27 protein-coding genes are annotated in these 26,642 nt (G+C 59.6%); 14 read left to right on the forward strand and 13 right to left on the reverse strand.

The window, feature by feature from the left end; translation table 11 throughout:
• Nucleotides 1-33: 33 nt before the first annotated feature.
• Nucleotides 34-1,068 carry a histone deacetylase family protein gene (locus tag AU074_RS04345; RefSeq protein WP_076013656.1) on the reverse strand — a complete coding sequence of 345 codons (1,035 nt, stop codon included), beginning with the start codon at nucleotides 1,066-1,068 and terminating at the stop codon, nucleotides 34-36.
• A gap of 118 nt (nucleotides 1,069-1,186) precedes the next feature.
• Between AU074_RS04345 and AU074_RS04350 the strand changes: the two genes are divergently transcribed.
• On the forward strand, nucleotides 1,187-1,687 hold the full coding sequence (locus AU074_RS04350) for an Lrp/AsnC family transcriptional regulator (RefSeq protein WP_017475545.1): 501 nt from the start codon (nucleotides 1,187-1,189) through the stop codon (nucleotides 1,685-1,687).
• 344 nt (nucleotides 1,688-2,031) lie between these two features.
• Here AU074_RS04350 and AU074_RS04355 read toward each other — a convergent pair whose 3' ends face one another.
• A complete protein-coding gene (locus AU074_RS04355) occupies nucleotides 2,032-3,069 on the reverse strand; it encodes an alpha/beta fold hydrolase (RefSeq protein ID WP_076013657.1) in 1,038 nt (345 codons plus the stop codon).
• 115 nt (nucleotides 3,070-3,184) lie between these two features.
• On the opposite strand from AU074_RS04355, the gene AU074_RS04360 reads away from it, so the two are divergent.
• Nucleotides 3,185-3,766: a hypothetical protein gene (locus AU074_RS04360; protein ID WP_076013658.1), complete on the forward strand. Its 582-nt coding sequence runs from the start codon at nucleotides 3,185-3,187 to the stop codon at nucleotides 3,764-3,766.
• Between the two features lie 16 nt (nucleotides 3,767-3,782).
• Nucleotides 3,783-4,403: a LysE family translocator gene (locus AU074_RS04365; protein ID WP_076013659.1), complete on the forward strand. Its 621-nt coding sequence runs from the start codon at nucleotides 3,783-3,785 to the stop codon at nucleotides 4,401-4,403.
• A 137-nt stretch (nucleotides 4,404-4,540) separates the two neighbouring features.
• Here the strand turns inward: AU074_RS04365 and AU074_RS04370 are convergent, their stop codons facing one another.
• The 5 genes from AU074_RS04370 to AU074_RS04390 form a co-directional block, all read right to left on the reverse strand.
• Nucleotides 4,541-6,736 (reverse strand): OsmC domain/YcaO domain-containing protein, encoded by a 2,196-nt coding sequence (locus AU074_RS04370; protein ID WP_076013660.1) that lies wholly within the window; start codon nucleotides 6,734-6,736, stop codon nucleotides 4,541-4,543.
• A 101-nt stretch (nucleotides 6,737-6,837) separates the two neighbouring features.
• A complete protein-coding gene (locus AU074_RS04375) occupies nucleotides 6,838-7,644 on the reverse strand; it encodes an alpha/beta fold hydrolase (RefSeq protein WP_076013661.1) in 807 nt (268 codons plus the stop codon).
• Between the two features lie 155 nt (nucleotides 7,645-7,799).
• The gene (locus AU074_RS04380; protein ID WP_076013662.1) at nucleotides 7,800-8,426 is read right to left on the reverse strand and encodes a hypothetical protein; all 627 of its coding nucleotides are present in this window, start codon (nucleotides 8,424-8,426) and stop codon (nucleotides 7,800-7,802) included.
• A gap of 41 nt (nucleotides 8,427-8,467) precedes the next feature.
• Nucleotides 8,468-8,800 (reverse strand): DUF2388 domain-containing protein, encoded by a 333-nt coding sequence (locus AU074_RS04385; RefSeq protein WP_076013663.1) that lies wholly within the window; start codon nucleotides 8,798-8,800, stop codon nucleotides 8,468-8,470.
• 82 nt (nucleotides 8,801-8,882) lie between these two features.
• Nucleotides 8,883-9,767, reverse strand: a complete 885-nt coding sequence (locus AU074_RS04390; protein ID WP_076013664.1) for a LysR family transcriptional regulator — start codon at nucleotides 9,765-9,767, stop codon at nucleotides 8,883-8,885.
• A gap of 112 nt (nucleotides 9,768-9,879) precedes the next feature.
• On the opposite strand from AU074_RS04390, the gene argC reads away from it, so the two are divergent.
• Nucleotides 9,880-10,812, forward strand: coding sequence for an N-acetyl-gamma-glutamyl-phosphate reductase (gene argC / locus AU074_RS04395; RefSeq protein WP_076013665.1), 933 nt, complete (start codon nucleotides 9,880-9,882; stop codon nucleotides 10,810-10,812).
• Between the two features lie 39 nt (nucleotides 10,813-10,851).
• On the opposite strand, the gene AU074_RS04400 is transcribed toward argC, so the two are convergent.
• The gene (locus AU074_RS04400; protein ID WP_076013666.1) at nucleotides 10,852-11,223 is read right to left on the reverse strand and encodes a hypothetical protein; all 372 of its coding nucleotides are present in this window, start codon (nucleotides 11,221-11,223) and stop codon (nucleotides 10,852-10,854) included.
• Nucleotides 11,224-11,390: 167 nt separating this feature from the next.
• On the opposite strand from AU074_RS04400, the gene AU074_RS04405 reads away from it, so the two are divergent.
• Nucleotides 11,391-12,449 carry an FAD-binding oxidoreductase gene (locus tag AU074_RS04405; RefSeq protein ID WP_076013667.1) on the forward strand — a complete coding sequence of 353 codons (1,059 nt, stop codon included), beginning with the start codon at nucleotides 11,391-11,393 and terminating at the stop codon, nucleotides 12,447-12,449.
• A gap of 43 nt (nucleotides 12,450-12,492) precedes the next feature.
• Here AU074_RS04405 and AU074_RS04410 read toward each other — a convergent pair whose 3' ends face one another.
• On the reverse strand, nucleotides 12,493-13,056 hold the full coding sequence (locus AU074_RS04410; protein ID WP_076013668.1) for a recombinase family protein: 564 nt from the start codon (nucleotides 13,054-13,056) through the stop codon (nucleotides 12,493-12,495).
• Nucleotides 13,057-13,370: 314 nt separating this feature from the next.
• Between AU074_RS04410 and AU074_RS04415 the strand changes: the two genes are divergently transcribed.
• Nucleotides 13,371-14,438: a fatty acid desaturase gene (locus AU074_RS04415; RefSeq protein ID WP_076013722.1), complete on the forward strand. Its 1,068-nt coding sequence runs from the start codon at nucleotides 13,371-13,373 to the stop codon at nucleotides 14,436-14,438.
• Between the two features lie 70 nt (nucleotides 14,439-14,508).
• On the forward strand, nucleotides 14,509-15,654 hold the full coding sequence (locus tag AU074_RS04420) for a serine hydrolase domain-containing protein (protein ID WP_076013669.1): 1,146 nt from the start codon (nucleotides 14,509-14,511) through the stop codon (nucleotides 15,652-15,654).
• 690 nt (nucleotides 15,655-16,344) lie between these two features.
• Here the strand turns inward: AU074_RS04420 and AU074_RS04430 are convergent.
• Nucleotides 16,345-16,911, reverse strand: coding sequence for a hypothetical protein (locus AU074_RS04430; protein ID WP_076013670.1), 567 nt, complete (start codon nucleotides 16,909-16,911; stop codon nucleotides 16,345-16,347).
• A gap of 240 nt (nucleotides 16,912-17,151) precedes the next feature.
• Between AU074_RS04430 and AU074_RS04435 the strand changes: the two genes are divergently transcribed.
• The 3 genes from AU074_RS04435 to AU074_RS32995 are packed head-to-tail and all read left to right on the forward strand — an operon-like array spanning nucleotide 17,152 to nucleotide 18,487.
• Complete coding sequence (locus AU074_RS04435; RefSeq protein WP_076013671.1) at nucleotides 17,152-17,772, forward strand: LysE family translocator; 621 nt, start codon at nucleotides 17,152-17,154, stop codon at nucleotides 17,770-17,772.
• Between the two features lie 15 nt (nucleotides 17,773-17,787).
• On the forward strand, nucleotides 17,788-18,339 hold the full coding sequence (locus tag AU074_RS04440; protein WP_076013672.1) for an arsinothricin resistance N-acetyltransferase ArsN1 family B: 552 nt from the start codon (nucleotides 17,788-17,790) through the stop codon (nucleotides 18,337-18,339).
• A 1-nt stretch (nucleotide 18,340) separates the two neighbouring features.
• A complete protein-coding gene (locus tag AU074_RS32995) occupies nucleotides 18,341-18,487 on the forward strand; it encodes a hypothetical protein (protein WP_167664673.1) in 147 nt (48 codons plus the stop codon).
• On the opposite strand, the gene AU074_RS04445 is transcribed toward AU074_RS32995, so the two are convergent.
• On the reverse strand, nucleotides 18,477-18,956 hold the full coding sequence (locus tag AU074_RS04445; RefSeq protein ID WP_076013673.1) for a VOC family protein: 480 nt from the start codon (nucleotides 18,954-18,956) through the stop codon (nucleotides 18,477-18,479). The genes AU074_RS32995 and AU074_RS04445 overlap by 11 nt on opposite strands.
• 106 nt (nucleotides 18,957-19,062) lie before the next feature.
• Between AU074_RS04445 and AU074_RS04450 the strand changes: the two genes are divergently transcribed.
• Both AU074_RS04450 and dapA read left to right on the forward strand, forming a co-directional pair.
• Nucleotides 19,063-20,040 (forward strand): alpha/beta hydrolase, encoded by a 978-nt coding sequence (locus AU074_RS04450; protein WP_076013674.1) that lies wholly within the window; start codon nucleotides 19,063-19,065, stop codon nucleotides 20,038-20,040.
• A gap of 292 nt (nucleotides 20,041-20,332) precedes the next feature.
• On the forward strand, nucleotides 20,333-21,196 hold the full coding sequence (dapA, locus tag AU074_RS04455) for a 4-hydroxy-tetrahydrodipicolinate synthase (protein ID WP_076013675.1): 864 nt from the start codon (nucleotides 20,333-20,335) through the stop codon (nucleotides 21,194-21,196).
• A gap of 144 nt (nucleotides 21,197-21,340) precedes the next feature.
• Here dapA and AU074_RS04460 read toward each other — a convergent pair whose 3' ends face one another.
• Both AU074_RS04460 and atzF read right to left on the reverse strand, forming a co-directional pair.
• A complete protein-coding gene (locus AU074_RS04460; protein WP_076013676.1) occupies nucleotides 21,341-22,027 on the reverse strand; it encodes a GntR family transcriptional regulator in 687 nt (228 codons plus the stop codon).
• Nucleotides 22,028-22,029: 2 nt separating this feature from the next.
• Nucleotides 22,030-23,829: an allophanate hydrolase gene (gene atzF / locus AU074_RS04465; protein WP_143503533.1), complete on the reverse strand. Its 1,800-nt coding sequence runs from the start codon at nucleotides 23,827-23,829 to the stop codon at nucleotides 22,030-22,032.
• 265 nt (nucleotides 23,830-24,094) lie between these two features.
• Here atzF and AU074_RS04470 point away from each other — a divergent pair, with 265 nt between their 5' ends.
• A complete protein-coding gene (locus tag AU074_RS04470; RefSeq protein ID WP_076013678.1) occupies nucleotides 24,095-25,471 on the forward strand; it encodes a cystathionine beta-synthase in 1,377 nt (458 codons plus the stop codon).
• Nucleotides 25,468-26,634, forward strand: coding sequence for a cystathionine gamma-synthase (locus AU074_RS04475; protein WP_076013679.1), 1,167 nt, complete (start codon nucleotides 25,468-25,470; stop codon nucleotides 26,632-26,634). Before AU074_RS04470 ends, AU074_RS04475 begins: the two co-directional genes overlap by 4 nt.
• Nucleotides 26,635-26,642 lie beyond the last annotated feature (8 nt).

Here is a 26,642-nt window from a genome sequence, read left to right on the forward strand (position 1 = left end):
CAGGCGTTTTTTATTGTTGAAATGGCATCGGGATCAGGCTTGTTTGTTCTCGAAACCATGCAGCACGTTGACGGCATTGATGCCGATTTCATCGACCATGTAGCCGCCTTCCATCACAAACAGGGTGGGCACGCCGACGCTGGCGATGATCTCGCCAATGCCCAGGAAGTCGCGGCTTTCGAGGAGGAAATGGCTGATGGGATCGTCCTTGAAGGTGTCGACGCCGAGGGAGATCACCAACACTTCCGGCGAGAACTTTCGCAGTTGGATGCAGGCGTCGAGCAACGCGTCTCTATAGGTGCTCCAACCGGTGTTTTTTACCAGCGGATAGTTGAGGTTGAACCCCTCGCCCGCCCCTGCGCCGTGCTCGGCACTGAAGCCCGAATAGTAGGGATACGACACGGACGGTTCGCCATGCAGCGAGACGAACATCACGTCACTACGGTCGTAGAAAATGTTCTGCGTGCCATTGCCGTGGTGGAAATCCACGTCCAGCACCGCAACACGCTTGGCGCCTTGAGTGATCGCCTGTTGCGCTGCGATGGCCGCGTTATTCAGGTAGCAATAACCGCCCATGTATTCCCGCGCCGCATGGTGGCCCGGTGGACGGCACAGGGCGAAGGCACTGTTGTGGCCTTCATCGATCAACGCCAGGCCGGTGAGCGCGATATCGGCGCTGGTCTTCACCGCTTCCCAGGTGGTGCTGGTGATGGGCGAACCGGCGTCCATTGCGAAGAATCCGAGCTTGCCGTCAATAAATTCCGGCACCTGCTCATTGGCCAAGTCACGCACCGGCCACACCAGCGGCAACGCATCATGGGCCCGGCCGATGGCGGTCCATTCAGCCCAGGCGGTTTCCAGGAAAGACACGTAGCGTTCACTGTGGGCGTTGACGTAACAGGCCCGGTCAAACTTGCGCGGGACGATAATATCGCCCAGGCCCACATGCTTGACCCGGTCACGCACGGTGTCGGCCCGGCTGGGTTGTTCGAAGGACGGCTTGAGCACGCCATCCTTGAGTTCGGTGCCATGGTGCAAACGATGAGAGTCGCTAAAAACAGTCAACATAAAAGACATCCACCCGTGAAAGACAGGTGATTATTTTGTTCTGGCTGCGGTGGGCTTTCTTTGCTTTTACGTGCGCCGATGCTAGCGTAATCGGGTATTTTTACCCCAAAGAGCCGTCATGAAGAAAAATAAAACCAAACAGGTCGCACTTGACGACACCGATCTCGCCATCCTCGCATTGCTGCAGGAAGACGCGAGTATCTCCAACGCCGAACTCAGCGAGCGCCTGTCCCTTAGCCTCACGCCGTGCTGGCGACGGCGTAAGCGACTGGAAGAAGAAGGCGTGATCAAGGACTACCAGGCCAACCTCGATCGGAAGATGCTGGGCCTGGAAATCATGGCGTTTGTGCACGTGCGGTTTGCGGTGCATTCCGACCACACGCCGGAAGATTTTGAAGCAGTGATCAAGGAACTGCCGCAGGTGCAGGCGTGCCACAAGATCACCGGGGATGCGGATTATCTGTTGCAGGTGTTGGCGGAGGATCTGGATGCGTACAGCGATTTTGTGGAGAGCGTGTTGCGGCGACAGTTGGGGATTGCGTCGATTCAGTCGAGTTTGGCGTTAAGGGAGGTCAAGGCGACGAGTCGGGTGGCGATTCCTGGGCGGGTGGGAAAGTGATCCAGTGGGAAATCAGCTTTTGTTTTCTATGCCGGCGACCCTAGGCCAGAGCCGCGATGGATGTGATTGGCCAGCGCTTGCAGGAAACGGTTGAGGCCGCAACCGAGTCGGCAACCCAGCAACACAAAACGACTGTGGCGAGGGGGCTTGTCCCCCGTTGGGCTGCGTAGCAGTCCTGTTTTTGGGGGCGCTTCGCACCCCAGCGGGAGCAAGCTCCCTCGCCACGGGGTAAGTGGTTTTATGCCAGGGCATGATGTTGGACGGATTGCCGGGGCTGCTGCGCAGCCCAACGGGGGACAAGCCCCCTCGCCACAGGTTGTGTGTTGTCCGAAGATATGTGACGGCTAGCGCAGGGATTGCTGCAAAAACTCGCTGATTAAGCTGAGTATCTGTTGCTGAATCTGCGGCTTGGGACGGGCGCCCTTGGCATCCAGGCAGATGAAGCCTTCGCCGGGGTCGCTCTGTTCAATTCGCTCCACCGCGCCCGGCTTGCACAGGGGCAGGAAGCTGAAGTGCGTGGCGTCGCTGATTTCCACGTAGCGCGAAGTCTTCTGCGGCAGGCGTTTGGCCAAGTCGGCCGACTCCAGCGCTGCGGGCAATTCCGGGGACGGCGTGCCCGCCGCAATCACCAGCGTGGGGCGGTTAAGCGCCGCCAGGCTTTCGTCGCTGAAGCCGCGGGCGAAGCCCAGGTCCAGGGAGACGATGGCGGCCACACGCTTGTCGCTCAAGTCCTCGGCCAGGCGCTGTTTGGCCTGCTCCGTGCGACCCACCTCGATCAGGTCGTACGCTTTGCAAGGGGCGATCTCGGGATGCACTTTGCAATCCTCGGTGAAGCGCTGCGGGTCGAAGCGTGCGCCGCCAACTTCCATCGCGGTCCAGCCACCGAGGGAATGCCCCACTACCGCGATCCTGTGGTCGGCCACCGCGCCAAAACGCTTGGGCTGGGCGATCACGGCATCAATCACCCGATGGATATCCAGGGGACGTTTCCATAGCTCGGAGGCCGCAGGCTGGGTGCGGTCCTTGCTGGTGGTGCCGGGGTGGTTGGGTGAGGCGACGATGTAACCCTGCCCGGCCAACGCACTGGCGAGCCACGATTGGTTGATCCAGTTGCCAAAGATGCCGTGGGAGATCACCACCAGCGGATGCTCACCGGCAGCCGGCGTGGCGTCCTTCAAGGCGGGTGCGCCGACAAACACCGGATTGTCAGCAATCAGTTCTGGTGTGCCGGAAGCATGGGTCGGGTACCACACCGCCACCTGCAACGGCCTGCCGTGCTCCGCGTCGGGAATCACTATTTCCTGGAAACCGATCCGAACCTCATTGGCCTGGGCCAGACCGGTTACAACCGTCAACAACAGCGCAGCACACAGCGTTTTCATCCTTGAGTTCCCTAAGTGGCTAAGCGCCATATTCTTGCACAGTATCGACAGCCCTGCGTCCATGACAGTAACCTGCCTCACTGATGAGGAAAGCCACGTATCCAGGGAGCGCAGCATGGGCATTTTTGATCGTCTGTTTGGTGGGCGCTTTACCATGCCGCCGCCCGAGGAAACCAACGCCAGCCATGCCGCAATCATGCGAGAGATGCGCCCTCCCGAATTCGCGCAGCAGAAGCAGGCGCTCAAAACACTGACCCAAACGCTGCTGGCCCGTGCACCGGAAGAGGAAAGCGCCAGGCTGGTCAGGCGAGTGCTGCGCCAGTACGCCGTCCGGCAAGACGCAGCCACGGCACTGTCGTTGGGTTTGCTTGAAGACACCCGCGGACAGAAACTCGACTACCTGACGCTGCTGGCGGTCGATTGGCGTGGGTATGACAGCTTTGAATACCTCGCGCCCTACCTGGCAAGTGCCAGCGGCGTGCAAGAACCTTACGTCTACGTGCATGACGGCAAGTCATCAATGGCTGAGGTGCTGGGCCGTTTCGACCAATGGCTGGCTCGATTCGGCAAGCGTTACGTCCACCTGGACTCGGGAGATGACGACTTCCAGGGCTTTATCATCGATGCTGAACAGGTCGAAGCAACCATTGAGTTGGCGCGTGTAGCGGGTATCAACACCCGTCTCGAGAGCTTCTGATTTCAGGTAACTATCCATGTCCATCACCGATAACCTGCTGGCCTTTACCTTCGCCGCCACACTGCTGACGCTGACTCCAGGGCTGGACACGGCCCTGGTGCTGCGCACTGCAACCGTCGAGGGCAAGCAGCAAGCGCTGCGCGCCACCCTGGGCATCAACGCCGGTTGTTTGTTGTGGGGTGCAGCGGTGGCCTTTGGGCTGGGGGCGCTGATTGCCGTGTCCGAGGTGGCCTTCAACGTCTTGAAGTATTGCGGCGCCGCTTACCTGGCCTGGCTGGGCCTGAACATGCTGATGCGTCCGCGCAGCTCGCTGGCGCCCGTCGAGGCCGACGGAAAACCCGGTGCCAACTGGTTCTTGAAGGGCATGATGGGCAACGTGCTCAACCCCAAGATCGGGATTTTCTACGTGTCTTTCCTGCCGCAGTTCATTCCCCAGGGGCATTCCCTGGTGGCCTGGACGTTCGGCCTGGTGAGCATCCATGTGGTGATCAGCCTGATCTGGGCACTGATACTGATCGGCGCCACGCAGCCACTCGCCGGCGTGCTGCGGCGCGAAAAGGTGATCAAGTGGATGGACCGCACCACCGGCATGATTTTTGTGCTGTTCGCAGTCCGGCTGGCGTTCAGCAAGCGCTGAGGTCAGCGTGTGGCGAGGGGGGCTTGTCCCCGGCTGGGCTGCGCAGCGGCCCCAAAAAAAGGACTGCTACGCAGTCCAACGGGGGACAAGCCCCCTCGCCACAACAAGCCCTCTCACCACAGGTACGGTGTTAGCTTTTAATTGGCCGTATTGGCCCGCGCCGCGTGCAGCTTCTTGTAGCTGTCGACCAACCGCAGATGCCGATCCAGCCCTTCCAGCTTCATGCTCGTCGGCGTCAAACCATAGAACCGCACGCTACCGTTCACCGAACCAATCGCCGCATCCATCCGCTCGTTGCCAAACATCCGGCGGAAATTCACTTCGTAATCCGCCAGTTCCAGATCTTCGTCCAGCTCCATCTCCAACACTGCATTCACGGCCTGGTAGAACAAGCCACGCTCGACCGTGTTGTCGTTGTACTGCTGGAACATCTCCACCAGTTCTTTCGCTTCCTCGAACTGCTGCAAGGCCAGGTAAATCAGCAGCTTCAGTTCCAGAATGGTCAGTTGACCCCACGCCGTGTTGTCATCAAATTCGATGCCGATCAAGGAGGTGATGTCGGTGTAATCGTCCAGCTCACTTTCCACCAGACGCTCAACCAGGCCCTTCAATTCGGCTTCGTCGAGGCGATGCAGGTTCAAGATGTCTTCGCGGAAAAACAGCGCCTTGTTGGTGTTGTCCCAGATCAGATCGTCGATCGGATAGATCTCCGAATAATCCGGCACCAGGATGCGGCAGGCGGTCGCGCCGATGTGCTCGTACACCGCCATGTAGACTTCCTTGCCCATGCCTTCGAGGATGCCGAACAAGGTTGCAGCTTCTTCGGCGTTGGAGTTTTCACCCTGGCCGGAGAAGTCCCATTCGACGAACTCGTAATCCGACTTGGAGCTGAAGAAGCGCCACGACACCACGCCGCTGGAGTCGATGAAGTGCTCGACAAAGTTGTTCGGCTCGGTCACTGCGTGGCCTTCAAACGTCGGCTGCGGCAAGTCGTTCAGGCCTTCGAAGCTGCGGCCTTGCAGCAGTTCCGTCAGGCTGCGTTCCAGCGCCACTTCCAGGCTCGGGTGGGCGCCGAACGAGGCGAATACACCGCCGGTGCGCGGGTTCATCAACGTCACGCACATCACCGGGAATTCGCCGCCCAGGGACGCATCCTTCACCAGTACCGGAAAGCCTTGGGCTTCCAGGCCCTGAATACCGGCGAGGATGCCCGGGAACTTCGCCAGCACTTCCTGCGGCACATCCGGCAGCGCGAATTCGCCTTCGATGATTTCGCGTTTTACCGCGCGCTCGAAAATCTCCGACAGGCACTGCACCTGCGCTTCAGCCAGGGTGTTACCGGCACTCATGCCGTTGCTGAGGTACAGGTTCTCGATCAGGTTGGACGGGAAATACACCACCTCACCATCGGACTGGCGCACGAACGGCAGCGAAACAATGCCGCGCTCTTCATTGCCGGAGTTGGTGTCGTACAGGTGCGAGCCACGCAGCTCGCCGTCGCGGTTGTAGATATGCAGGCAGTGCGCGTCGAGGATTTCCGGCGGCAGTTCGTCTTTACGGCCCGGCTTGAACCAGCGCTCGTCCGGGTAATGCACAAACGCCGCGTTGGCGATGTCTTCACCCCAGAACTGGTCGTTGTAGAAGAAGTTGCAGTTCAGTCGTTCGATAAACTCGCCCAACGCCGACGCCAGCGCGCCTTCCTTGGTCGCGCCCTTGCCGTTGGTAAAGCACATCGGCGAGTGCGCATCGCGAATATGCAGCGACCACACGTTGGGCACGATATTGCGCCACGACGCGATTTCAATCTTCATGCCCAGGCCCGCCAGGATGGCCGACATGTTGGCAATGGTTGTTTCCAGCGGCAGGTCCTTGCCCGCGATGTAGGTGCCTGCATCCGACGCCGCGCTCGGCATCAGCAATGCCTGGGCATCGGCATCCAGGTTTTCCACTTCCTCGATCACAAACTCCGGCCCGGCCTGCACCACTTTTTTCACGGTGCAACGGTCGATGGAACGCAGGATGCCCTGGCGGTCTTTGTCGGAGATGTCCGCCGGCAACTCGACCTGGATCTTGAATATCTGGTTGTAGCGGTTTTCCGGATCGACAATGTTGTTCTGGGACAGGCGAATGTTGTCAGTGGGGATGTTGCGGGTTTCGCAGTACAACTTCACAAAGTAAGCCGCACACAACGCCGACGAAGCCAGGAAGTAATCGAACGGACCCGGGGCCGAGCCATCGCCCTTGTAGCGAATAGGCTGGTCGGCCACCACGGTGAAGTCGTCGAACTTGGCTTCAAGTCGAAGGTTGTCGAGAAAGTTGACCTTGATTTCCATGCGGGTTTACCAGAATAGCGAGCAAAATATGGCCGCCATTATCCGGGTTTCGAGGCGTAAGTCTTGTGCTTTCGGGCTTGTCTGATCGCTGGTGGTTGAGATCAGCTGTGCTGAAAGTCCGCAATCTGCTGCCACATCGCGATCGGGTTGGAGTACATCGGGAAGTGCCCGCACTGGGCAATCGGTGCCAGCCGCACGCCCTGCGCCTGGATATGCGCCAGGTACGACAGGTGTGCATTCTGCTCGCCGTACATGAACAGGCGCGGGCATTCCAGGCCGAGAAACTTGCCCATCAGGTCGGCGTTATCGGACAGCTCGACCATGGACTGGAAAATCCCCCGCACCGCACCGGCGCGCACCTTGTGCCTCAGGCTCGCCGAGTACAGCGCGCTGGCGTAGGCCGGTGCCTGGCGAGTGCGCTCGATAAAAGCGCTGAAGAACGCCTCGGGATCATCTGCCGGGTAGTCGACGATCTGCCGGCTGAGGAAGCAGTCTTCCGGAGCGATATTGCCTTCGATATCGACAAAGCCCAGCACCCTGCCCGGGAACTGGTGCGCCAGCATCAGAGCGGTGAGCCCGCCCATGGAGTGGCCTACCAGATGGAAGCGCTCGATGTTGAAGTGGTCAAGCACTTGCTTGGCGGTTTGCAGCAGGAACGGGATTGAGATCTTCGACAGGTCGCTGCACTGGCTTTCACCGCAACCGGGGGCGTCGTAGGCCACAAACGGGTGACCATCGAATGCAGGTTGCTGGACGATGTCGGCGTAGTCTTCCTTGGTGGAGCCAAAGCCATGCAGGAACACGATTGGCGCCAGGCCGCCCGCGCGGTGGATCGTTGCGATGTTCAACGGCACACCGTCGACCGTCATGGGGAGCTGTGCATGGGTGAACGGTTCGGGTAGGGGCATATGGCTGACTCCTTGAAAAAAACGACCGCGCTAAGCGGATTGGCGGCCCAAAGCCGCCAATCTCAAGGAGATTCAGACCGGTGTAAATTCCTGAGTCAGTAAGGCACTCATAGCCCAATCGTATGATTCAGCGCGTCATGGTCAAGGACAACGCATTACTTCTTAACCGGCGCATCCCAGCACTCCGGGTTACGTGCGCACACGTTGTATTGTCGGTCCATCAAGGCCATACGATTGATATGCGTATCGGCAGCGGCGCGCAACGATTGCTCACTGGTCTTTATGTACTGCGACAGTCTATCGGCCATGCGGGCGTTCCACTGACGCCGCGTCTGCTCATCCAGCGTCGTGGGCGCCGTGGCCATGACTTGCAGCGTGCTGTCGTCGACTCGGCCCAACTCATCACGATAAGTCTGCTCGTACTGCACGCGGGCGGCGTCATGCTGGTGATTGAGGTCGTACTGCATCGCTTCAAGGTTTTGCTTATAGAGTGCCCAGTAACCGTCAGGCAGTGCGCCGCCGTCTGCTTTGCGTAGTTTGGCGATGCGCGCATCGTTATCAGAGGGCGCGAGAACCGGCTTTTGCGCTGAGATCACCACTGGGTCCTTGACGATGATCTGGTCGATCAGCGCAGTACGGACGCTGGTCTGCGCCATCGGCTGGCCCAGGGGTTCAAGATCAAAGGGCGCCGCCGGTGCGACAGCGACCTGAGGGTTTGCACAGCCTGAAAGCAACAGCGCTACGGCGAGATGGGTAAAAACGGGGACGTTACGAAATGGCATAAGCTCTCCATGAGCAGGTCAGGTTCAGGGTTGAAACGTGTTTACTCAATGATCGCCACCGCCTCGGCAAACTGCGCATCGCTGACATCCGCGTTACCGCCAGCACCGCGAAAATCCCGCAACGCCTGCTCAAAATATGCACCCCGGATCTTGCCCTCGGACCCTACAAACGCCAATGCGTCATTCTTGGCTGAAAAAAAACTACCTGGACGTGTGGTCAGTTCCGAAGTCAGCAAGGTGAAGGTGGAGAACTTCAGGCATGACCACCCAAGCGGATCGTCGCCAAAGGAGACACCGTCTTTAGCCTCGGCAACGCTGCAACCGAGCAACAGGCCTAATCCCGCCAACCCGGTCACTCCTCGAAAAATCTTCACGCGCGCTTCCTTCCTTGAAATGGCTAGTTACATCGGGGCGCAAGGCTACCCGTCCCGCCCTGAACACACAACTTAAAGGCGGCTACCCCGCACTCAACCCCCACAACACATCCAGCACATGTTGCGTTGGCCGCTCGATGTCCCCGGCGCGGTGGGCAATCCCCAGTTGGCGCCACAGCAAGGGCTGGATTGGGCGCATCACGATCCGGCTGTCAGGCAAAGGCGTGGACGCCTCATGGGGCAACAACGTAGCGCCATAACCGGCAGCCACCAGGCTTTTGATTGCGTCGTTATAGTTGAGTTGAATACGCGGCGTGGGCTGATGCCCGTCACTGGCGAACCACTCCGAAGTCAGGCGTGAAAGCCGGGTGGTGGTGTCATTCAGAATCAACGGCTGGGCGGCCAGCCAAGCAGGTGTCACCACCTCCGGGCATTCCCGGCGCGCTGGCAAAAACGCCATGACCGGATCCCGCCGCCAGGGCTCGATCCGCAAACCCTTCACTGGCGCCTGCGGCAGCGCCACCAGGCCGATTTCGAGTGCGCCTTCGGCAAGTTTCTTCAGCGTGTCCTGCGAGGTGAGCACTGCAACCTGCACATCGATGGCTGGGTGGTGTTGGCTCAAGGTCTCGAGGGCCTGCGGCAGCAACTGTGCGATGGCCCCGGTGGATGCGCCCAGCCGCACGCGACCGGCCAGGCCCAGCACCTGACGCTCCACGTCTTCAAGCGCCTGTTCCGCATCCGCCAACAACCGGCGTGCGCGCTCCACCAGGGTTTCGCCAATCGCCGAAGGCTGAACCCGCCCACGGGCACGCGATAACAGCTTGCCGCCCACTCGCGACTCAAGATCAGCAATGTGCAGGCTGACGGTGGGTGGCGCCAGGTTGAGCATGCGGGCCGCCTCGGCGAACGAACCAAGGTCGGCAATCGCCACGAGTGTGCGCAGGCGGTCCAGGCTGATTTCGCGCAAGGCTAATTCCTCATTCAGAAAATCTGAATTTCATCGTTTGGAAATTCAACTTTTCCTATCCTAGCGGCTCGCCGAAGATTGGAACACCTGATTTCCTCTGCGAGTGCATCCCATGGCAAATCCTCTTGTATTTATCGACGGCGACCAAGGCACCACCGGGTTGCAGATCCATCAGCGCCTGCGCGACCGCACCGATCTGCAACTGATCACCCTGAGCCCGGAACACCGCAAGGACCCGCAGCAGCGCGCCGAGATGATCAACGCTTGCGACATCGCGATTCTCTGCCTGCCCGACGACGCCGCACGCGACGCCGTCGCGAGCATCCAGAACCCGGCTGTGCGGGTGATCGACGCGAGTTCGGCCCACCGTACTCATCCTGACTGGACCTACGGTTTCGCCGAGATGAGCCCGCAACAGGCGCAACGCATTGCCACGGCGCAGCGGGTCAGCAATCCCGGTTGCTACCCCACCGGAGCGATTGGACTGTTGCGCCCCTTGCTTGAGGCCGGGTTGCTGCCCAAGGATTACCCAACGACCATTCATGCCGTGTCGGGCTATTCCGGCAAGGGCCGCGCCGGGGTGCAGGAGCATGAGGGCGCCGACGCCTCACAAGCGCCCGCCTTCCTGGTGTATGGGCTTGGGCTGGCACACAAGCATGTGCCGGAGATTCAGTTGCAAAGCGGGCTGACGGAGCGGCCGACCTTTGTGCCGGCCTACGGAGCTTTTCGCCAGGGAATCGTATTGACCATCCCGCTGCAACGTCGGTTATTGGCGCCGGGTGTGGATGGCTCGCGGTTGCATGACTGTTTGACTCAGCACTACCGCGATACGAATCACGTCCAGGTGCTGTCGATGCAGGCCGCCAAGGAGCTGACCTACCTTGACCCTCAAGCGCTGAACGGCACGGACGATGTGCGCCTGATCGTGTGTGAAAACCACGAGACGGGCCAGGTCCTGCTGGCGGCGGTGTTCGACAACCTCGGCAAGGGCGCTGCGGGTGCTGCTGTGCAGAACCTGGATTTGATGATCAGGGCAAAACAATAGCGGGCGCCGATTTTTCCGGGGCCCTGCGGTCGTAATCCGTCACGACTGTGCAACAAGCTCGACGTAGCTGGACTCCCCGCCGCCCTCCGCGCCCGACAGCCAACCCCACACGAAGGTCAGAGTGGTATGCCCGGCGTCATCAACGCCTACGGTGCCCCTTGACCAGCCGGCAAGAATCTCGCCCTCGGTAGTCAGGCACTGATACAGCAACTCGATGGTATCGGGGCCTGTAGCGCGCCCGACTTGATTGCCCATGCGAATCCGGCCGCCCTGGTAAGTGCCCCAGATGGCGTCTTCATCGACGTGATATTCAAACACGGTGCCCGTACCGGACAGCCCGTGGGTGTTGCCCGCTACGATAAACCGGCGATTGTTCAGGCGTTCGCTGATTTGGGGAAAGGCGGTTGGCATATGAAGGCGCTTCCTTGGTCGACAGGGTCCGTTCCCTGGGTGGTCAACCTACCGCAAATGGCTTTAACCGGTCATGCAAAACCTGCACAATTCCCGTCGGCTTTAGCGATAAGCTCGACCGCTTGCCCGCAGCGGCTGAAGGCGGCCTTGAATAGATGGAGCGGGATATGAAGGAGCAAGGAGAAAAGCGCATCGTGGTCATTGGCGCAGGCATCGTCGGCGCTTCCCTGGCGTATCACCTTGCCGTCAAAGGCGCTAGCGTGACCCTGCTCGAGGCTGCAGAAGTCGCCTCCGGCGTGACGGCCACTTCATTTGCCTGGATCACCACTTCACACCGAGGGCCGGACCCGATCGCCGCCCTGCGTGGCGAGGCCATCAACGACTATCACCGTCTTGAAACCCAACTGCCGGGCCTGAACATTCGTTGGACAGGCGCCCTGTCTTACGGCGCGAACTCAAGGGCGTTGCAGCAGCCTTCGGCGCACCGGTTGTCGCGCTCGCAGATTCTCGACCTTGAGCCAAACCTGAAAAACCCTCCTGAACATGCCCTGTATGTGGCCGAAGAAGGCGCCCTGGATGCGGTGCACGTCACCCATACGTTGGTCGCTGGCGCCCAGGAGCTGGGCGCGAAGGTACACACACAGACCCGGGTTCTCGGCTTCAAAACCGCGAATGGCCGGGTGACGGGCGTCGAAACCGCCAAGGGCATCATCGATGCCGACGTTGTGGTAATGGCCGCCGGGACAGGCATCTCGACGCTGGCAGACATGCTTGGGGCGACCCTTCCCATACACGCCTCGCCGTCCATTTTCATCCGCTACACCGCGCAATCCAACCTGGTGCAGACACTTATCTCCAGCCCGGAAATGGAAGTCAGGCAAGCGGCCGACGGTACGTTGCTGGCGGCAGAGGATTACCTGGGCGATGCCGTGGAAAACCAGCCGATGGCGATCGCGCTACGCACGGCCAACACCATTCGGCACGAGTTCCATGGCGTTGATTCGATTGAGCCGGAGTTGGCGTGTATCGGCCTCAGGCCCATCCCCGCAGACAACATCCCCATCATCGGTTATCTACCCAACGTCGAGGGCGTGTACATATGTGTGATGCACCCTGGGGTTGCGTTGGCCGCAATAGTGGGACGTCTTGCCAGTGAAGAAATCACTGATGGCAAGACCTCCGCCGCTTTCGGGCCATGCCGTCCTGAAAGGTTTTTTCAACGGTAGGGGCTTGTTGGCACCCGCTCCCGCGTGCGACCTGAAGAAGCCCCTATCCAGATCTCAAGTACCGATAGAGCGTCTGCCGACTGATTTCAAAATCACGCGCCAACTTGGATTTACTTTCTCCTGCACCGGCCCGGTCAATTAAGTTTACAACCTGATTGTCAGACAGTTTCTTCTTGCGACCTCTATAAGTCCCACGATGCTTTGCGCTGGCAATTCCCGCCGCCTGTCTTTCCCTCATCGCAGCGCGCTCGAACTCTGCAATCAGCTCCATTACCGCAATGATGGACTCCACGACTTCAAGACAGTCATGCCGGAACACCAGGTTTTCGTTCAAACACTCCAGCGTGACCTGCTTTTCAATCAACCGGCGAATGATGGTGCACAACTGGTCCGTGTTGGAGGTGAGCGCTGCCATGCTGTCCACCACCACGGTATCCCCGCACTGCAGGTGGCGGAGTAGCCTCTCCAGGCCTGCAGGATTCGCGGCATTGTCTGCCGGCTCATCGCAAAACACGGCATCAAATACATCATCGCTTGTTATTTTCTCTACGGCGATCTCGGGCTCTTGTAGAGCGCGCCGGAAATATTTGATGCGATGCAATCTCATGGTGCCTCCTTGGCAATACTTGTACAGCGTCATTTTATACCTGTACAAACTGTAACTAAATCATCAATTCCTTACACCAACACTTGTAACATTGAACCCACCCAAAATACACAGTTGCAAAGAGTTGAACTTGCCCTATCATTTTGAAGCATGGAATTCTAACAAGCTTTTCGCAAAAAAGTCGATTTCGTATTTCTTGAATGACCCGCGCAATTCAAGCAACCCATATGAGCAACTACTGTTTTATAGCCTCAACAATTGACTTGACCGACTTGACGCGCTGGTATTTATCGATGCAATCAGAGGATGAATGGATGAAGGTCATGGAAAACACCATCGAAATTGATCACCCAACTACCGATCAGCAAAAGATTGACAAGGTAACTCGGAGTATTACGGATCATGGGAACTACCTGCGAAAGCGTTATCCGATCCTGCAGCACCAGGATGCTCTGGGCGCGAGTGTCATGGCGTTTTCCCTGCTAGGGATGGTCATTACGGGAGGGCTCTATATAAAGGGTTTTATCCCCGCATGGACGTGTATTTTGGTCAATGCGCTGCTGACTTCGTTCATTCATGAAATCGAACATGACCTGATTCATCGCCTTTATTTTAGAAAGCAGCCGCTTGCCCATAATGCCATGATGCTCTTCTGCTGGCTGGCTCGGCCGGGAATGCCCAGTCCGTGGCTAAGGCGCAATCTGCACTTTCATCACCATAAGGAGTCCGGAACTGATTCGGATGTCGAGGCCTGGATCACCACGAGCGGCAGCCCTTGGGGAATACTGCGATTATTAAAACTGGTGGACGGATTTGTATTTGGTTTTCTAAATGCGGTTTTTGCCCCGGGATGGGGGCAAAAGGTAAAATTGTTAGGCAAGATTATTCGGCTCAATACACCATTCGGGCTTCTGTATTGGGGGTGCTGGTATGTGTTCCTCGGCTACCACCTGTATGTCTGGTTTGGGTCAATGATTGGGATGGAGGTTCACAGCTCTGCCACGACGCTGGAATTAATGGGCATCATCAATAGCGCAGTAGTTATTCTTATAGCGCCCAATATGATACGGCAGTTCTGCCTATTCTTTATAAGCTCAAATATGCACTACTACGGCGATGTTGCCCCGCGTAACGCATTACAACAAACCCAAGTGATGAACCCTTGGTGGCTGTGGCCGTTCCAGTTGTTCTGTTTTAACTTTGGCAGCACCCACAGCATCCATCACTTCGTGGTGAGAGACCCGTTTTATCTGCGCCAGATGACGGCACCGTATGCTCATAAAGTCATGGCCCAGGCCGGTGTCAGGTTCAATGACTTCGGCACCTACAAGCGAGCGAACCGCTTCTCCATGGAGCACTCCCAAACTCGGTCTCGTGGGTGAAGTCCCCCACGACCATTATCGGTGTTCGGCAAGTATCAAGGGCCGCACTTCAAATAGAGGACATTGAGGTATGAAAGCGCAAGGGATGTGTGCGAAGCCGTTTGAAGCGGTCAAGCAGGCCTTCGAGGACATGTTTGATGATCCGCAGGAACGTGGGGCCGGCCTATGCGTGCAGGTAGGCGCAGAGACAGTTGTCGACCTCTGGGCGGGCATGGCGGATCTGGCAGGCACGAAGCCCTGGACCCGCGATACGCTGGCCAATACCTTTTGCGTTATAAAACCCTATGTCGCGGTGGCCGTCCTGATGTTGGTCGAGGACGGCAAATTGGAGCTGGATGCGCCCGTGGCCCGTTACTGGCCTGAATTCGCCCAGAGCGGGAAAGCACGGGTCACCTTGCGCCAAGTGATGAACCACACCGCAGGCCTGCCGGCGCTGCGAGCACCCGACCATAACCCCATGATGTATGACTGGGAACATATGCTGCGGGTCCTGGAAGCCGAGCCGCTTTGGTGGGAAGCGGGAACAGACCTGGGGTACGGCACCACCACGTTTGGCTGGATTCTCGGTGAATTGATTCGTCGGGTGGACGGGCGAGATCCTTGTGTGTTTATCCACGAAGAGATTCTGGATCCCCATGAGTTGGACGTGCACCTTGGCGTGGACGCAGAACACTTTCATCGTATCGCGCGTTTCGACAGTGCCACGGGACGGGTCGGTGATCCTTACTCGCAGGCATTGCGAACCGTGGTGAAAAACGAGCCGTCACATATCGCGACACTCGCCTTCACCAATCCCGGAATGGTGCCAAGACGAACCAGTGACCCGCGCTGGTGGGCCTACCGGCAACCCGCCGTGTGTGGACACGGTTCGGCTCACGGCTTGGCCGGTTTCTACAGCGCACTGATGGCGGGAAACTTTATCGGTCCCGAACTGCTTAGTGAGTTCACTCGAGAGCACAGTCACGGCATGGATCGGGTATGGATGCGCCCCATGCGTTATGGATTGGGTTGCATGCTGGAGCAGCAACGAGACCCGACGGCTTCCCATGCGATGGGCCCAAACACCTTCGGCCATATCGGGCTTGGCGGCCCGATCAGTTTCGCCGATCCCGAAAGGCAAGTGAGCTTTGGCTTTGTCACCACCACCTCGGGCAGCCATTCGATGATTGATCCCCGTCCCGGCCTGCTTTCATCCCTTGTCTATGCGGCTCTTTGAAGGTAAGGGGCGGATCTATGCATCTGAGGCTTTCAACAGTGCGCAAGATTGCATAATGCAACGCAGCAGGTTTATGGCAAGATGCGGCCTTGTGCCACCCACCTGTTGAACCTGCAGAATTAGGCTTTAATTGCCGATATGGATTCACCCAGGAAACTAATCGACTACGGAGCGCGGATGCGCCGTTACAAGCCTTAACTGAATGGGTAATCACTTGCCGCGATTTTCAATTTACAGCGGGACGGTTCTAGCCGGGTACTCGGCACTCGATGAGGGCGACCCTCCTATGGGTGTCGCATTCGGCAGATTCGAGCCAGTCGATGGATACCGATTGATCCAAAACGAGTGCCGTACGAACCACCGTGATCAGTCGGCTCTGGGGCTTTCGGTTCAAACCGAAACGGGCCAAGTCATTCAGTGTGCAGGCGTTAGTATCCTGGATTACTCGGAAGCGCTTCTACCTGACTTAATTGAGGTTAACGTTCTTGGCATTTCCCACCCCCCTTATGGTGAGCTGTTTCCTGAACAGGTCGCCCGATATGCAAGGCAACTAAGCTAAGCCAGTTATTCACCGGTACCTTGCAACCAGCTTCCGGTCACAAGTGACTGATGGCAAACCGAAACCTATCCCTCCCGGCTCACAATGAGCCGTTGGTTTATGAACGAGGGTGGGTAAAACGACGACATGATTTATTTATAAATAAATTCATACGCCTCAATATAAGAACCTATCTTGTTTGAATGAGCAGTCACCCACACTGCATTCATGCCTTTCTTTCTTTGATCGTTGAGTTCCGACTGAGTGGTACAAAGCTCAACCCAGCGCTCAGTCTTTAAATCCTTAATCCGCAGACCCGCCTCACAACGACTGAACTTTCCAACGTAGGGCCCCGGAGTATCCAGCTCGTAAGGTGACGCATACTGAACAATGTCGCCGGGCAACAGGTACGTAACGACGTCATAACTGTGTAAGGACAAAATCAGACCCAGGCAAAAACCACCAAAAAAAGATTCTCCAACACGGTTCGGGTTTCTTACAGCCGGACGATAGTAGGTGGCCCTTGCAGCAAAAAAGAGTCCAACCAGACAACCAACGACTATATAGGTCGTCCACTCGGGAATCGATGGCATTAAAACCGTTCGCATTCCAATACGAGCGGCCCAGAGCATATAAGCAATCCATGCTCCAAATACCAGACACACCACCAACAACAAGGTTCTTTTCTTTGATTTGTTTTCAAATGAAGGATATTCCATTCCCTGCCTACTCTATTTTTAAATTCCCGGGAAAAGCACTTCGTGCTTCACGCCAACTTCCTTTACCCGATTGGCATGCCGGGCATATTAACGAATGAGCGTCACGGGTAACGGCCTATTTATCCGCGACTCACAGACATGGGCAGAGCGCCATCGGTTCTACCCATTAGCGCAAATTGTTCAACCGCCTCACATCCCTTATCCTCGTGGCCTTACCTGCCAACGCCCGCCGGAGCCCTCATGGACCTCGCCACCCTAACCCTCTTCCTCCCGGCCTGCTTCGCCCTGAACATGGCGCCCGGCCCGAACAACCTGCTGTCCGTGAGCAACTCCACCCGCTACGGCTACCGTACTTCGTGCCTGGCGGGCGTCGGGCGCTTGCTGGCCTTCGCCGGGATGATCGCCCTCGCGTCCGCCGGGCTGGCGGTGGTGTTGCAAACTTCAGAATTGCTGTTCTACGGGATCAAGATCCTGGGCGCCGCGTATCTGTTTTATCTGGCGTATCAACTGTGGCGGGCCAACCCGCAAGCGGAGGCTGAGTCGACAGCGCCCAAGGCCGGTTTGTGGGCATTGGCAAGACAGGAGTTCCTGGTGGCCGCCGGCAATCCCAAGGCAATCCTGATTTTTACCGCCTTCCTACCGCAATTCGTCGACCCGGCACAGCCGATCACACCGCAATTCGCCCTGCTGGGTGTGATGTTCCTGGCCCTGGAATGGATCGCCATCAGCGCCTACGCCTATATGGGTTTGCATATGCGCCGCTGGTTTTCGCAGGCTCGGGGCAAGCGGATTTTCAACCGCTGCTGTGCGGGGTTGTTGTCGGCCGCCGCGACGGTGTTGCTGATGGCACGCAGAGCCTGAAAAAGAGGATAAAGGATGAGTTTCACCGTCAATGTAAGGGTGGCAGTCGTAGCAGATGCACCCGCCATCCAGGCGATTTATGCACCCATGGTTGAACGCACGGCGATCTCTTTCGAGCAGGAAGCTCCGAGCATCGAAGAGATGGCCCAGCGGATCACTACCACGCTGGATCTTTATCCCTACCTGGTAGCCGAGCGCGACGGTCAGGTCGTGGGCTACGCCTATGCCAGCCCGCATCGCGCCCGGCAAGCGTATCGCTGGTCGGTGGATGTCACGGTGTATATCGATCCTGCGGCACATCGCAACGGAATCGGCCGAGCGTTATACCAACAGTTATTGCCCCTGCTCGTGCGCCAGGGCTACCACGCGGCCTATGCCGGGATCGCCCTGCCGAACGCCGGGAGTGTGGGGTTGCATGAAGCGTTGGGCTTCACGCATATCGGGACGTATCCTGAAGTCGGATTCAAGCATGGTCAGTGGCATGACGTAGGTTATTGGCGCAAGGCACTGGATGGATCAACACCGCCCAGGTCGATCATTCCATTCAACGAGTTGCCGGGGAAATAGGTTGGGCGGTGACGAGTTTGTGATCCTGCTTAACAACACCTCGAACGAGCGCACCGTCGCGCTGGGCCGCGTCGGCTTGATTGAACAAAGTGATGCGGCGCTGTATGAATCCAAGCGTGGCGGACGCGTTCAGCCGCTCAACCTTTAAGCGCCGCCTCAATCCCCGCGACATCGATCTTGGTCATCCCCATCATCGCCTCAAACGCCCGCTTGGCCGCTGCCGGATCGGGATGGGTGATCGCCGTGCTCAGCACCCTCGGGGTAATCTGCCACCTCACACCCCATTTATCCTGACACCAGCCGCAGACATTTTCCTGGCCGCCATGGCTGACAATTGCGTGCCACAAGCGATCGGTTTCCGCCTGATCGTCGGTGGCCACCTGGAACGAGAATGCCTCGTTGTGCTGCACGCCAGAGCCGCCGTTCAGGCCAAGGCAAGGAATGCCCATGACCGTGAATTCCACGGTCAACACATCGCCCTGCTTGCCCGCCGGGTAATCCCCGGGCGCGTGATGGACAGCGGTCACCGCACTGTCCGGGAAGGTCTTGGCGTAGAAGTTGGCAGCGTCCAGTGCGCTGCCGTCGTACCAAAGGCACACCGTGTTTTTGCTGAGCATGAGTGTTCTCCAGCGTGGAGGTTCGGACTTGCAGTGTAGTACCGCTACCGACAAGAATGCGTTCGCGTCCTGGCACGCCCCCCGCTTTAACCCCACGGTGCAGATAATGAGTAACGGTGTAAGGATCGACCCGCGAACACTCCCGGTCCCGCAATCCATCAGCCCCGAGGCCCAGGCGATGCTGCGTCGCTCGGTGAATGACGAGGGCGTGCCGCTGAACAGCCTGTACGCCATGCCCGCCGCCGATGACCACGATGGCTGGCGTCGCATGCAAGCCGCCGTCGCCCAAAACTACGCCGCGTCACAGGTGGGGCAAGCGGCGAGCCTGCGCGCCCTCGTCGAGACGATCACCGTCGCAAGCGCCACCGTGTACCGGGCAACCCCAGCCGACGGCGCCGAGTTCGCTTATATCGACCTGCACGGCGGCGCCCTGGTGTTCGGTGGCGGCGAAAACGCCCGCCTCGCCGCCGGCAGACATGCCGACCTGCATGGCATGACCTGCTACGGCGTGGACTACCGCATGCCGCCTGACTATCCGTACCCGGCGGCACTCGATGACTGCATGGCCACCTACCGGCACGTACTGGCGCACCACACCCCGGACAAGATCGTGATCGGCGGCCGCTCGGCCGGAGGCAACCTTGCCGCCGCAACGGTGCTGCGGGCCCGCGACGAAGGCTTGCCGCTGCCGGCCGCGCTGGTATTGCTGTCACCCGAAGTGGACCTGACCGAATCGGGCGACAGCTTCCAGGTCAACCGCACCGTCGACGTGGTGCTGCCCAACCCGCTGATGAGCACCAACCTGCTGTACGCCGCCGGCGCGGAGTTGTCTCACCCGTACCTGTCGCCATTGTTCGGAGATTTCGCAAAGGGCTTCCCGCCGACGTTCGTGCAAAGCGGCACCCGTGACCTGTTCCTCTCCAACGCCGTGCGCCTGCATCGCGCGCTGCGAAGGGCCGAGGTGCCGGTGGATCTGCATATTTTTGAAGCGATGCCCCACGGCGGTTTCATGGGCGCGCCGGAAGACGCAGAACTGTCGGCGGAACAGGTGCGTTTTGTGCGCCACTGGTTGAACCGCGCCTGATCGCTGCGAGTTGACACACCCTGTAATAATCCATAAAGATGAGCGTCTTATTCAGGGTGTGTCCTCAATGTCTGCAACGACCTTCAACTTTTCCGTCATTGGCTTGATTGCCAAGGCGCAAGGTTGCGTTGCGCACGCCCTCAAATCGAAGAAACAGTCGCTCATGTGACCGGGGCGCGCTGTCCCGTCAGATGAGCTGACAGGACATTGAGCGCGAAGGCCCCCTCCTCTTGCTTACTTCCCTCTGCCCTTCTGACGGTGACGAAATCGGTCAACCATCAGGAGAAAGCGCATGTCATCATTTCAAGGTATCTGGGTTCCCGTGGTTACACCGTTTCATAACGGCGCCATCGACTTCATTGGCTTGCGCCGCCTGGTCTGCCATCTGCTGGAAGAAGGCGTGGCCGGGATCATGGTCTGTACCACCACCGGCGAAGCTGCCTCGTTGAGCCGCCATGAGCAGTTGGCGATGCTGGATGCAGTACTAGAACTGGTACCGGCGCAGCAAGTGGTGATGGGTCTGGCCGGGTATAACCAGATTGAGCTGTTGCAGTTCCAGGCCGAAATCCTGAAGCGCCCGGTGGCCGGCTTGCTGGTGCCGCCGCCGAGCTACATACGCCCGTCCCAGGCGGGCCTTGAGGCGTTCTTCCGCACCGTGGCCGATGCCTCCAGTGTGCCGATCATTCTGTATGACATTCCCTATCGCACCGGCATTGCCTTCGAACAGGCGACGCTGCTGAACATCGTTGCCCATGAACGGATCGTCGCGATCAAGGATTGCGGCGGCAACCTGGCCAACACCCTGGCGTTGTTGGCCAGTGGGAAGGTTGATGTGTTGTGTGGCGAGGATGTGCAGATATTCAACGCACTGTGCCTGGGAGCGACCGGTGCGATTGCCGCGTCGGCGCATGTGCGGACCGAGGATTTTGTGACGCTGCATCGGCAGGTTCGGGATAACCAATTGATGGCGGCTCGTAAGACGTTTTTCGGTTTGCTGCCGTTGATTCACACAATGTTCGTGGAGCCCAATCCGGCGCCGGTGAAGGCGGCACTGGCGATGGAAGGGTTGATCGGCAGTGAGTTGCGGGCGCCGATGCTGGCGGCGAGTGAGACGGTGGTGAATCAATTGCAGCAAGTCTTGGCCACGCTCGAATAACCTGTGGCGAGGGAGCTTGCTCCCGCTGGGGTGCGAAGCGCCCCCAAAACCAGACACCCCATTTTATCTGCCGAAAAGAGGTGTCTGGACTAGGGCTGCTGCGCAGCCCAGCGGGAGCAAGCTCCCTCGCCACAGGGGTGCGGTTTATCCTCTCGCCACCGCCAATCTGTGCAACGTGATCTTGCGCACTTCCTGCTTGCTCACCTCAATGTGGGTCTTGAGCAGTTGCTGCGCCTGGTCGCTTTGCCGTTGCAAGATCGCATCGAGGATTCTTCCGTGCTCCTCATACGTCGCCGCAATTCGCGATTGCTGAGTGAAATCCAGCCGCCGAATGATGCGGATTTTCTCGGTAATCTCGTAATGCATGCGCGCCATTTCTGCGTTGCCCGTGGCCTGCACCAGCCCGCAGTGGAACGCCTCATCCAGCGCCGAAACGAGCTGAGCGTCATCCAGCCGGGCACTTTCGTCCACCTGCCAAATCGCCTCAAGCCCTTCAAGGCCCTGCTCCGCCATGCCACACAAGCGATTGACGGCGGCTAACTCCAGCACGATCCGAACGTCGTAAAGCTCTTCGAAATAGTTGAAGTCGAACGGCCGCACCTGCCAGCCGCTCCTGAAAAAAACTTCCAGGTACCCTTCCCGCGCCAGCCGATACAGCGCCTGGCGCACCGGCGTGCGGCTGGCCTGCATGCGTTCGGCCACGTCACCTTCGCTGAAGCGATCACCCGGTAACAAACGAAAGTCGAAGATGTCGTCCTTCAACTGCTGGTAGACCCGCTCTGCCAGGCTGTCCGGGCGTTCGCTGGGTTTTCTCGTGGTTGAGAGCTGCATGCCTATTTCCTGCTCGCCATGTAGGCGCGCCAGCCGCCGAATTCGGTGATGTCGGTGGCGCCTGCCAGGGCCCAGGGCTCGCAGATAAACCCTTTCACACTGCGCCCGTCCGCCAGGGTCAGGTTGCCGATGCCCAGTGGCGCGGGAATCTCCGCGACGAACTCGCCAAAGCGAGCGATGGGCATGTCCCACAGCTCGACGATGATCGCGCTGCCCGAATCGTCCTTGACCAGCCCAGGCTTGGGCGGAACCGTGCCAGGCAGTGCATGCAAGCGGTAGTGGCTCGCCGTCAGGGTTTGCTCCACAAGCACAGCGTTGCGGGTGGTCAGTTGGAAATTCAGCGGCATCCCGGTGAGGTGCGCACCCACCACCGCCACCCGCACGCTGCCCGGAGCCTGCCGTGCAGGGGCCGGTTGTGGCAGGTGGCGTCCGGTGGCGCCCAACGGCAGATCGAGGCCGGCCTGCCAGCGTTTGCCCAGGTGCGCCAGGGCCGTGTCGTGCCAGGCAGGCGCGATAAGCGTGACGCCGCACGGCAGGCCATCGCTGCGCAGCCCGGCGGGCACGGCCAGCGCCGAGAGATCGGCCAGGTTGGTGAAGTTGGTGTAGAAGCCAAACTGCGAGTTGTACAGCACCGGCTCCAAGGCCATTTCCGCCAGGGTACGAATCGTCGGCGAGGTCGGCACCAGCAAGGCGTCGAAACCGGCCAGGCTGTCGTTGATGCGTCGGCTCAGTTCGGCGCGCAGGTATTCGGCTTTATAGGCATCGCAGGCGCTGTACTGGTGGCCGTTTTCAACGATGCCGCGCACCACCGGGTTGATTGCTCCGGGGTTGCTGGCGAGCATGCCTTCCAGCGCCACCGTACGCTCCGCGACCCAGGAGCCGTAATAGAGTTGCTCGGCGAGTTGCTGGAACGGGCTGAAATCCACCTCCGTTATCTCGGCACCGAGTGCCTGAAACCTGAGCAGCGCCTGTTCGAACACGGCCTGGTTCTGCGCGTCGCCAAAAAACTCCAGGCTGGCCGGCACCGCCAGCTTGATTGTGGCGCCGACCGCTACGGGAGCGGTGTTGGGGTTGACGCGTGAATAGGCGTCGCTGGCGTCGTAAGCAGCAGCGACGCCCGCAACCGTCTCGGCATCTTCAACCGTCAGCGCAAACACCGAAATACAGTCCACAGTACGGCACGCAGGCACCAACCCGGAGTTAGACAAACGCCCCTTGGTCGGCTTCAACCCGACGATATTGTTGAAGCCCGCCGGCACCCGGCCGGAACCGGCGGTGTCGGTGCCCAGGGAGAACGCTACCAGGCCACGGGCAACCACCGACGCAGAACCTGAGCTGGAGCCGCCGCTGACGTAATCCGGATTGAAACTGTTGCCCACTGCACCGTAGGGCGAGCGCGTACCGACTAGGCCGGTGGCGAACTGATCCAGGTTGGTCTTGCCCATCAGGATCGCCCCGGCCGCCCGCAGCCGGGCCACCACCGTGGCATCCGCCGCAGCGCGATAGGCAAACTCCGGACACGCCGCCGTGGTCTCCCAACCCGCCGCATCGATGTTGTCCTTGATGGCAAACGGCACGCCATACAACGGCAGCTTGTCGATATCGCCACCGACCGCCGCAAGCCGCTCGGCCAGTTGCGCCAACTGGTCACGCAGTTGCTGCGGCTGCACCCGGCTGATCCAGGCGTTGTCCTCGGCGGGAAACGTGCCCGCGAGGGTCAACAGGATTTCGGGGGTCAGCGCCTGGCTGCGGTAAGCGGCCTGCCATTCGCCAAGGGTCCAGCCAAGTTGTTCGTTGCGCATTGAGGATTCCATCTTGTATCCAAGTTTGGATTTCTTTTAGCAAGCGCTGGGCCAATCAGCTGCAAGCCAATGAATACGTGGCGTTGGCAGAAAACCGCCGGATTGGCCGCCCTCAACCGTGCTCCGTGATGAAGCAGCAATGCGCCAAAAAAAGACATTCAGGCGGCCGCGCGGTTGCGAGCGGGTCGATACCGGCCTATGTTCGAAACCATGCTTTAAAAACTGCTGTCCATCCCATACGCCCATTCCGTAGCCAGGTGACGACATGCCCACCGCTTCCCGCCCCGCCGTGCTCGAACTGATCGGCAACACCCCGCTGGTGCGGGTCAGCCGCTTCGATACCGGCCCATGCACGCTGTTCCTCAAGCTTGAATCCCAGAACCCCGGCGGCTCGATCAAGGACCGCATCGGCCTGGCCATGATCGACGCCGCCGAACGCGACGGCCGCCTGCGCCCCGGTGGCACCATCATCGAAGCCACCGCCGGCAATACTGGCCTCGGCCTGGCGCTGGTGGGTCGCGCCAAAGGTTACCGTGTGGTGTTGGTTGTGCCGGACAAGATGTCCACCGAAAAGGTCTTGCACCTGAAAGCCATGGGCGCCGAGGTGCACATCACCCGCTCCGACGTCGGCAAGGGCCACCCCGAGTATTACCAGGACGTCGCCGCGCGGCTGGCCAAGGACATTCCCGATTCGTTCTTCGCCGACCAGTTCAACAACCCGGCCAATCCCCTGGCCCACGAGACCAGCACTGCGCCGGAAATCTGGGCTCAGACCCAGCATGATCTCGACGCCATCGTGGTCGGCGTCGGCTCGGCCGGCACCCTCACCGGCCTGACCCGTTTCTTCAAGCGCGTACAACCCGACCTGGCCATGGTGCTGGCCGATCCGGTCGGCTCGGTAATGGCTGAGTACAGCCGCAGCGGCACCATGACCGAACCCGGCTCATGGGCCGTGGAAGGGATCGGCGAAGACTTCATCCCCTCCATCGCCGACCTCTCCAGCGTGCGCCACGCCTATTCCATCAGCGACGAAGAAAGCTTCGACCACGCCCGCCAACTGCTGCGGGCCGAAGGCATTCTCGGCGGCTCTTCAACCGGCACCCTGCTCGCCGCCGCCCTGCACTATTGCCGCGAACAGACCGAGCCCAAGCGCGTCGTCACCTTCGTCTGCGACACCGGTACCCGCTACCTGTCGAAGGTCTACAACGACCAATGGATGAACGACGCCGGCCTGCTGCAATACAAACACTACGGCGACCTGCGCGACCTGATCGCCCGCCGTTTCGAGGACGGCAGAGTGATCAGCGTCGGCCCCGACGACAGCCTGCTCACCGCCTTCCAGCGTATGCGCCTGGCGGACGTGTCGCAATTGCCGGTGCTGGTGGACGGCCAAAAACTGGTGGGGGTGCTCGACGAGTCAGATGTATTGCTCGGCCTGCATCAGAACGCCGCGCACTTTTCCATGACCGTGGCCAGCGCCATGACCAACGCCCTGCACACCCTTGCGCCCAGCGCCAGCCTTGCGCAATTGCAGGCCGAACTGGATCGCGGACTGGTGGCAATCATTGCTGACGCGTCGGGCTTTCACGGCCTGATCACCCGCGTCGACCTGCTTAATCACCTACGGAGATCCCTTGCATGACCCAGCACGATAAGAGCGCCTTCGCCACCCGCGTGATCCATGCCGGGCAATCCCCCGACCCGACCACCGGGGCGCTGATGCCGCCGATCTACGCCAACTCCACCTACCTGCAGGAAAGCCCCGGCGTTCACAAAGGCTTCGACTACGGGCGCTCCCATAACCCGACGCGCTTCGCCCTGGAACGCTGCGTGGCCGACCTGGAAGGCGGCACCCAGGCCTTCGCGTTCGCCTCCGGCCTGGCGGCGATTTCCACCGTGCTGGAACTGCTCGACGCCGGTTCCCACGTGGTCTCCGGCAACGACTTGTACGGCGGCACCTTCCGCCTGTTCGACAAAGTTCGCCAACGCAGCGCCGGGCATCGTTTCAGCTTCGTCGACCTGACCGACCTGTCGGCTTTCGAAGCCGCGTTGCAGGACGACACGCGGATGGTCTGGGTCGAAACCCCGAGCAACCCGCTGCTGAGCCTGACCGACCTCAGTGCCATCTCCCGTATCTGCAAAGCCCGGGGCATCATCTGCGTGGCCGACAACACCTTCGCCAGCCCATGGATCCAGCGCCCGCTGGAACTGGGTTTCGACATCGTGGTGCACTCCACCACCAAGTACCTCAACGGCCACTCCGATGTGATTGGCGGTATTGCCGTGGTGGGCCAGAATCCTGAGCTGGCCGAGCGCGTGGGCTTCCTGCAAAACTCCGTGGGTGCGATTGCCGGGCCGTTTGACGCGTTCCTGACCCTGCGTGGGGTGAAGACATTGGCGCTGCGCATGGAGCGCCATTGCAGCAATGCGCTGGAGCTGGCGACATGGCTGGAGCACCAGCCGCAGGTGGCACGGGTTTACTACCCCGGCCTGGCATCGCATCCGCAGCATGAGCTGGCACGCCGGCAAATGCGTGGGTTTGGCGGGATGATTTCGGTGGACCTGAAAAGCGACCTGGCGGGTGCGACGCGCTTCCTGGAAAGCGTGAAGATCTTTGCGTTGGCTGAAAGCCTGGGGGGCGTTGAAAGTTTGATCGAACACCCGGCGATCATGACCCATGCGAGCATTCCGGCAGCGACGCGGGCGCAGTTGGGGATTGGAGATGGGTTGGTGCGGTTGTCGGTGGGAGTTGAGGACGTGGAAGACCTGCGGGCGGATCTGGCGCAGGCGTTGGCGCGGATCTAAAAAAACTG

The organism is Pseudomonas sp. ATCC PTA-122608 (assembly GCF_001952855.1).
GTDB lineage: Bacteria > Pseudomonadota > Gammaproteobacteria > Pseudomonadales > Pseudomonadaceae > Aquipseudomonas.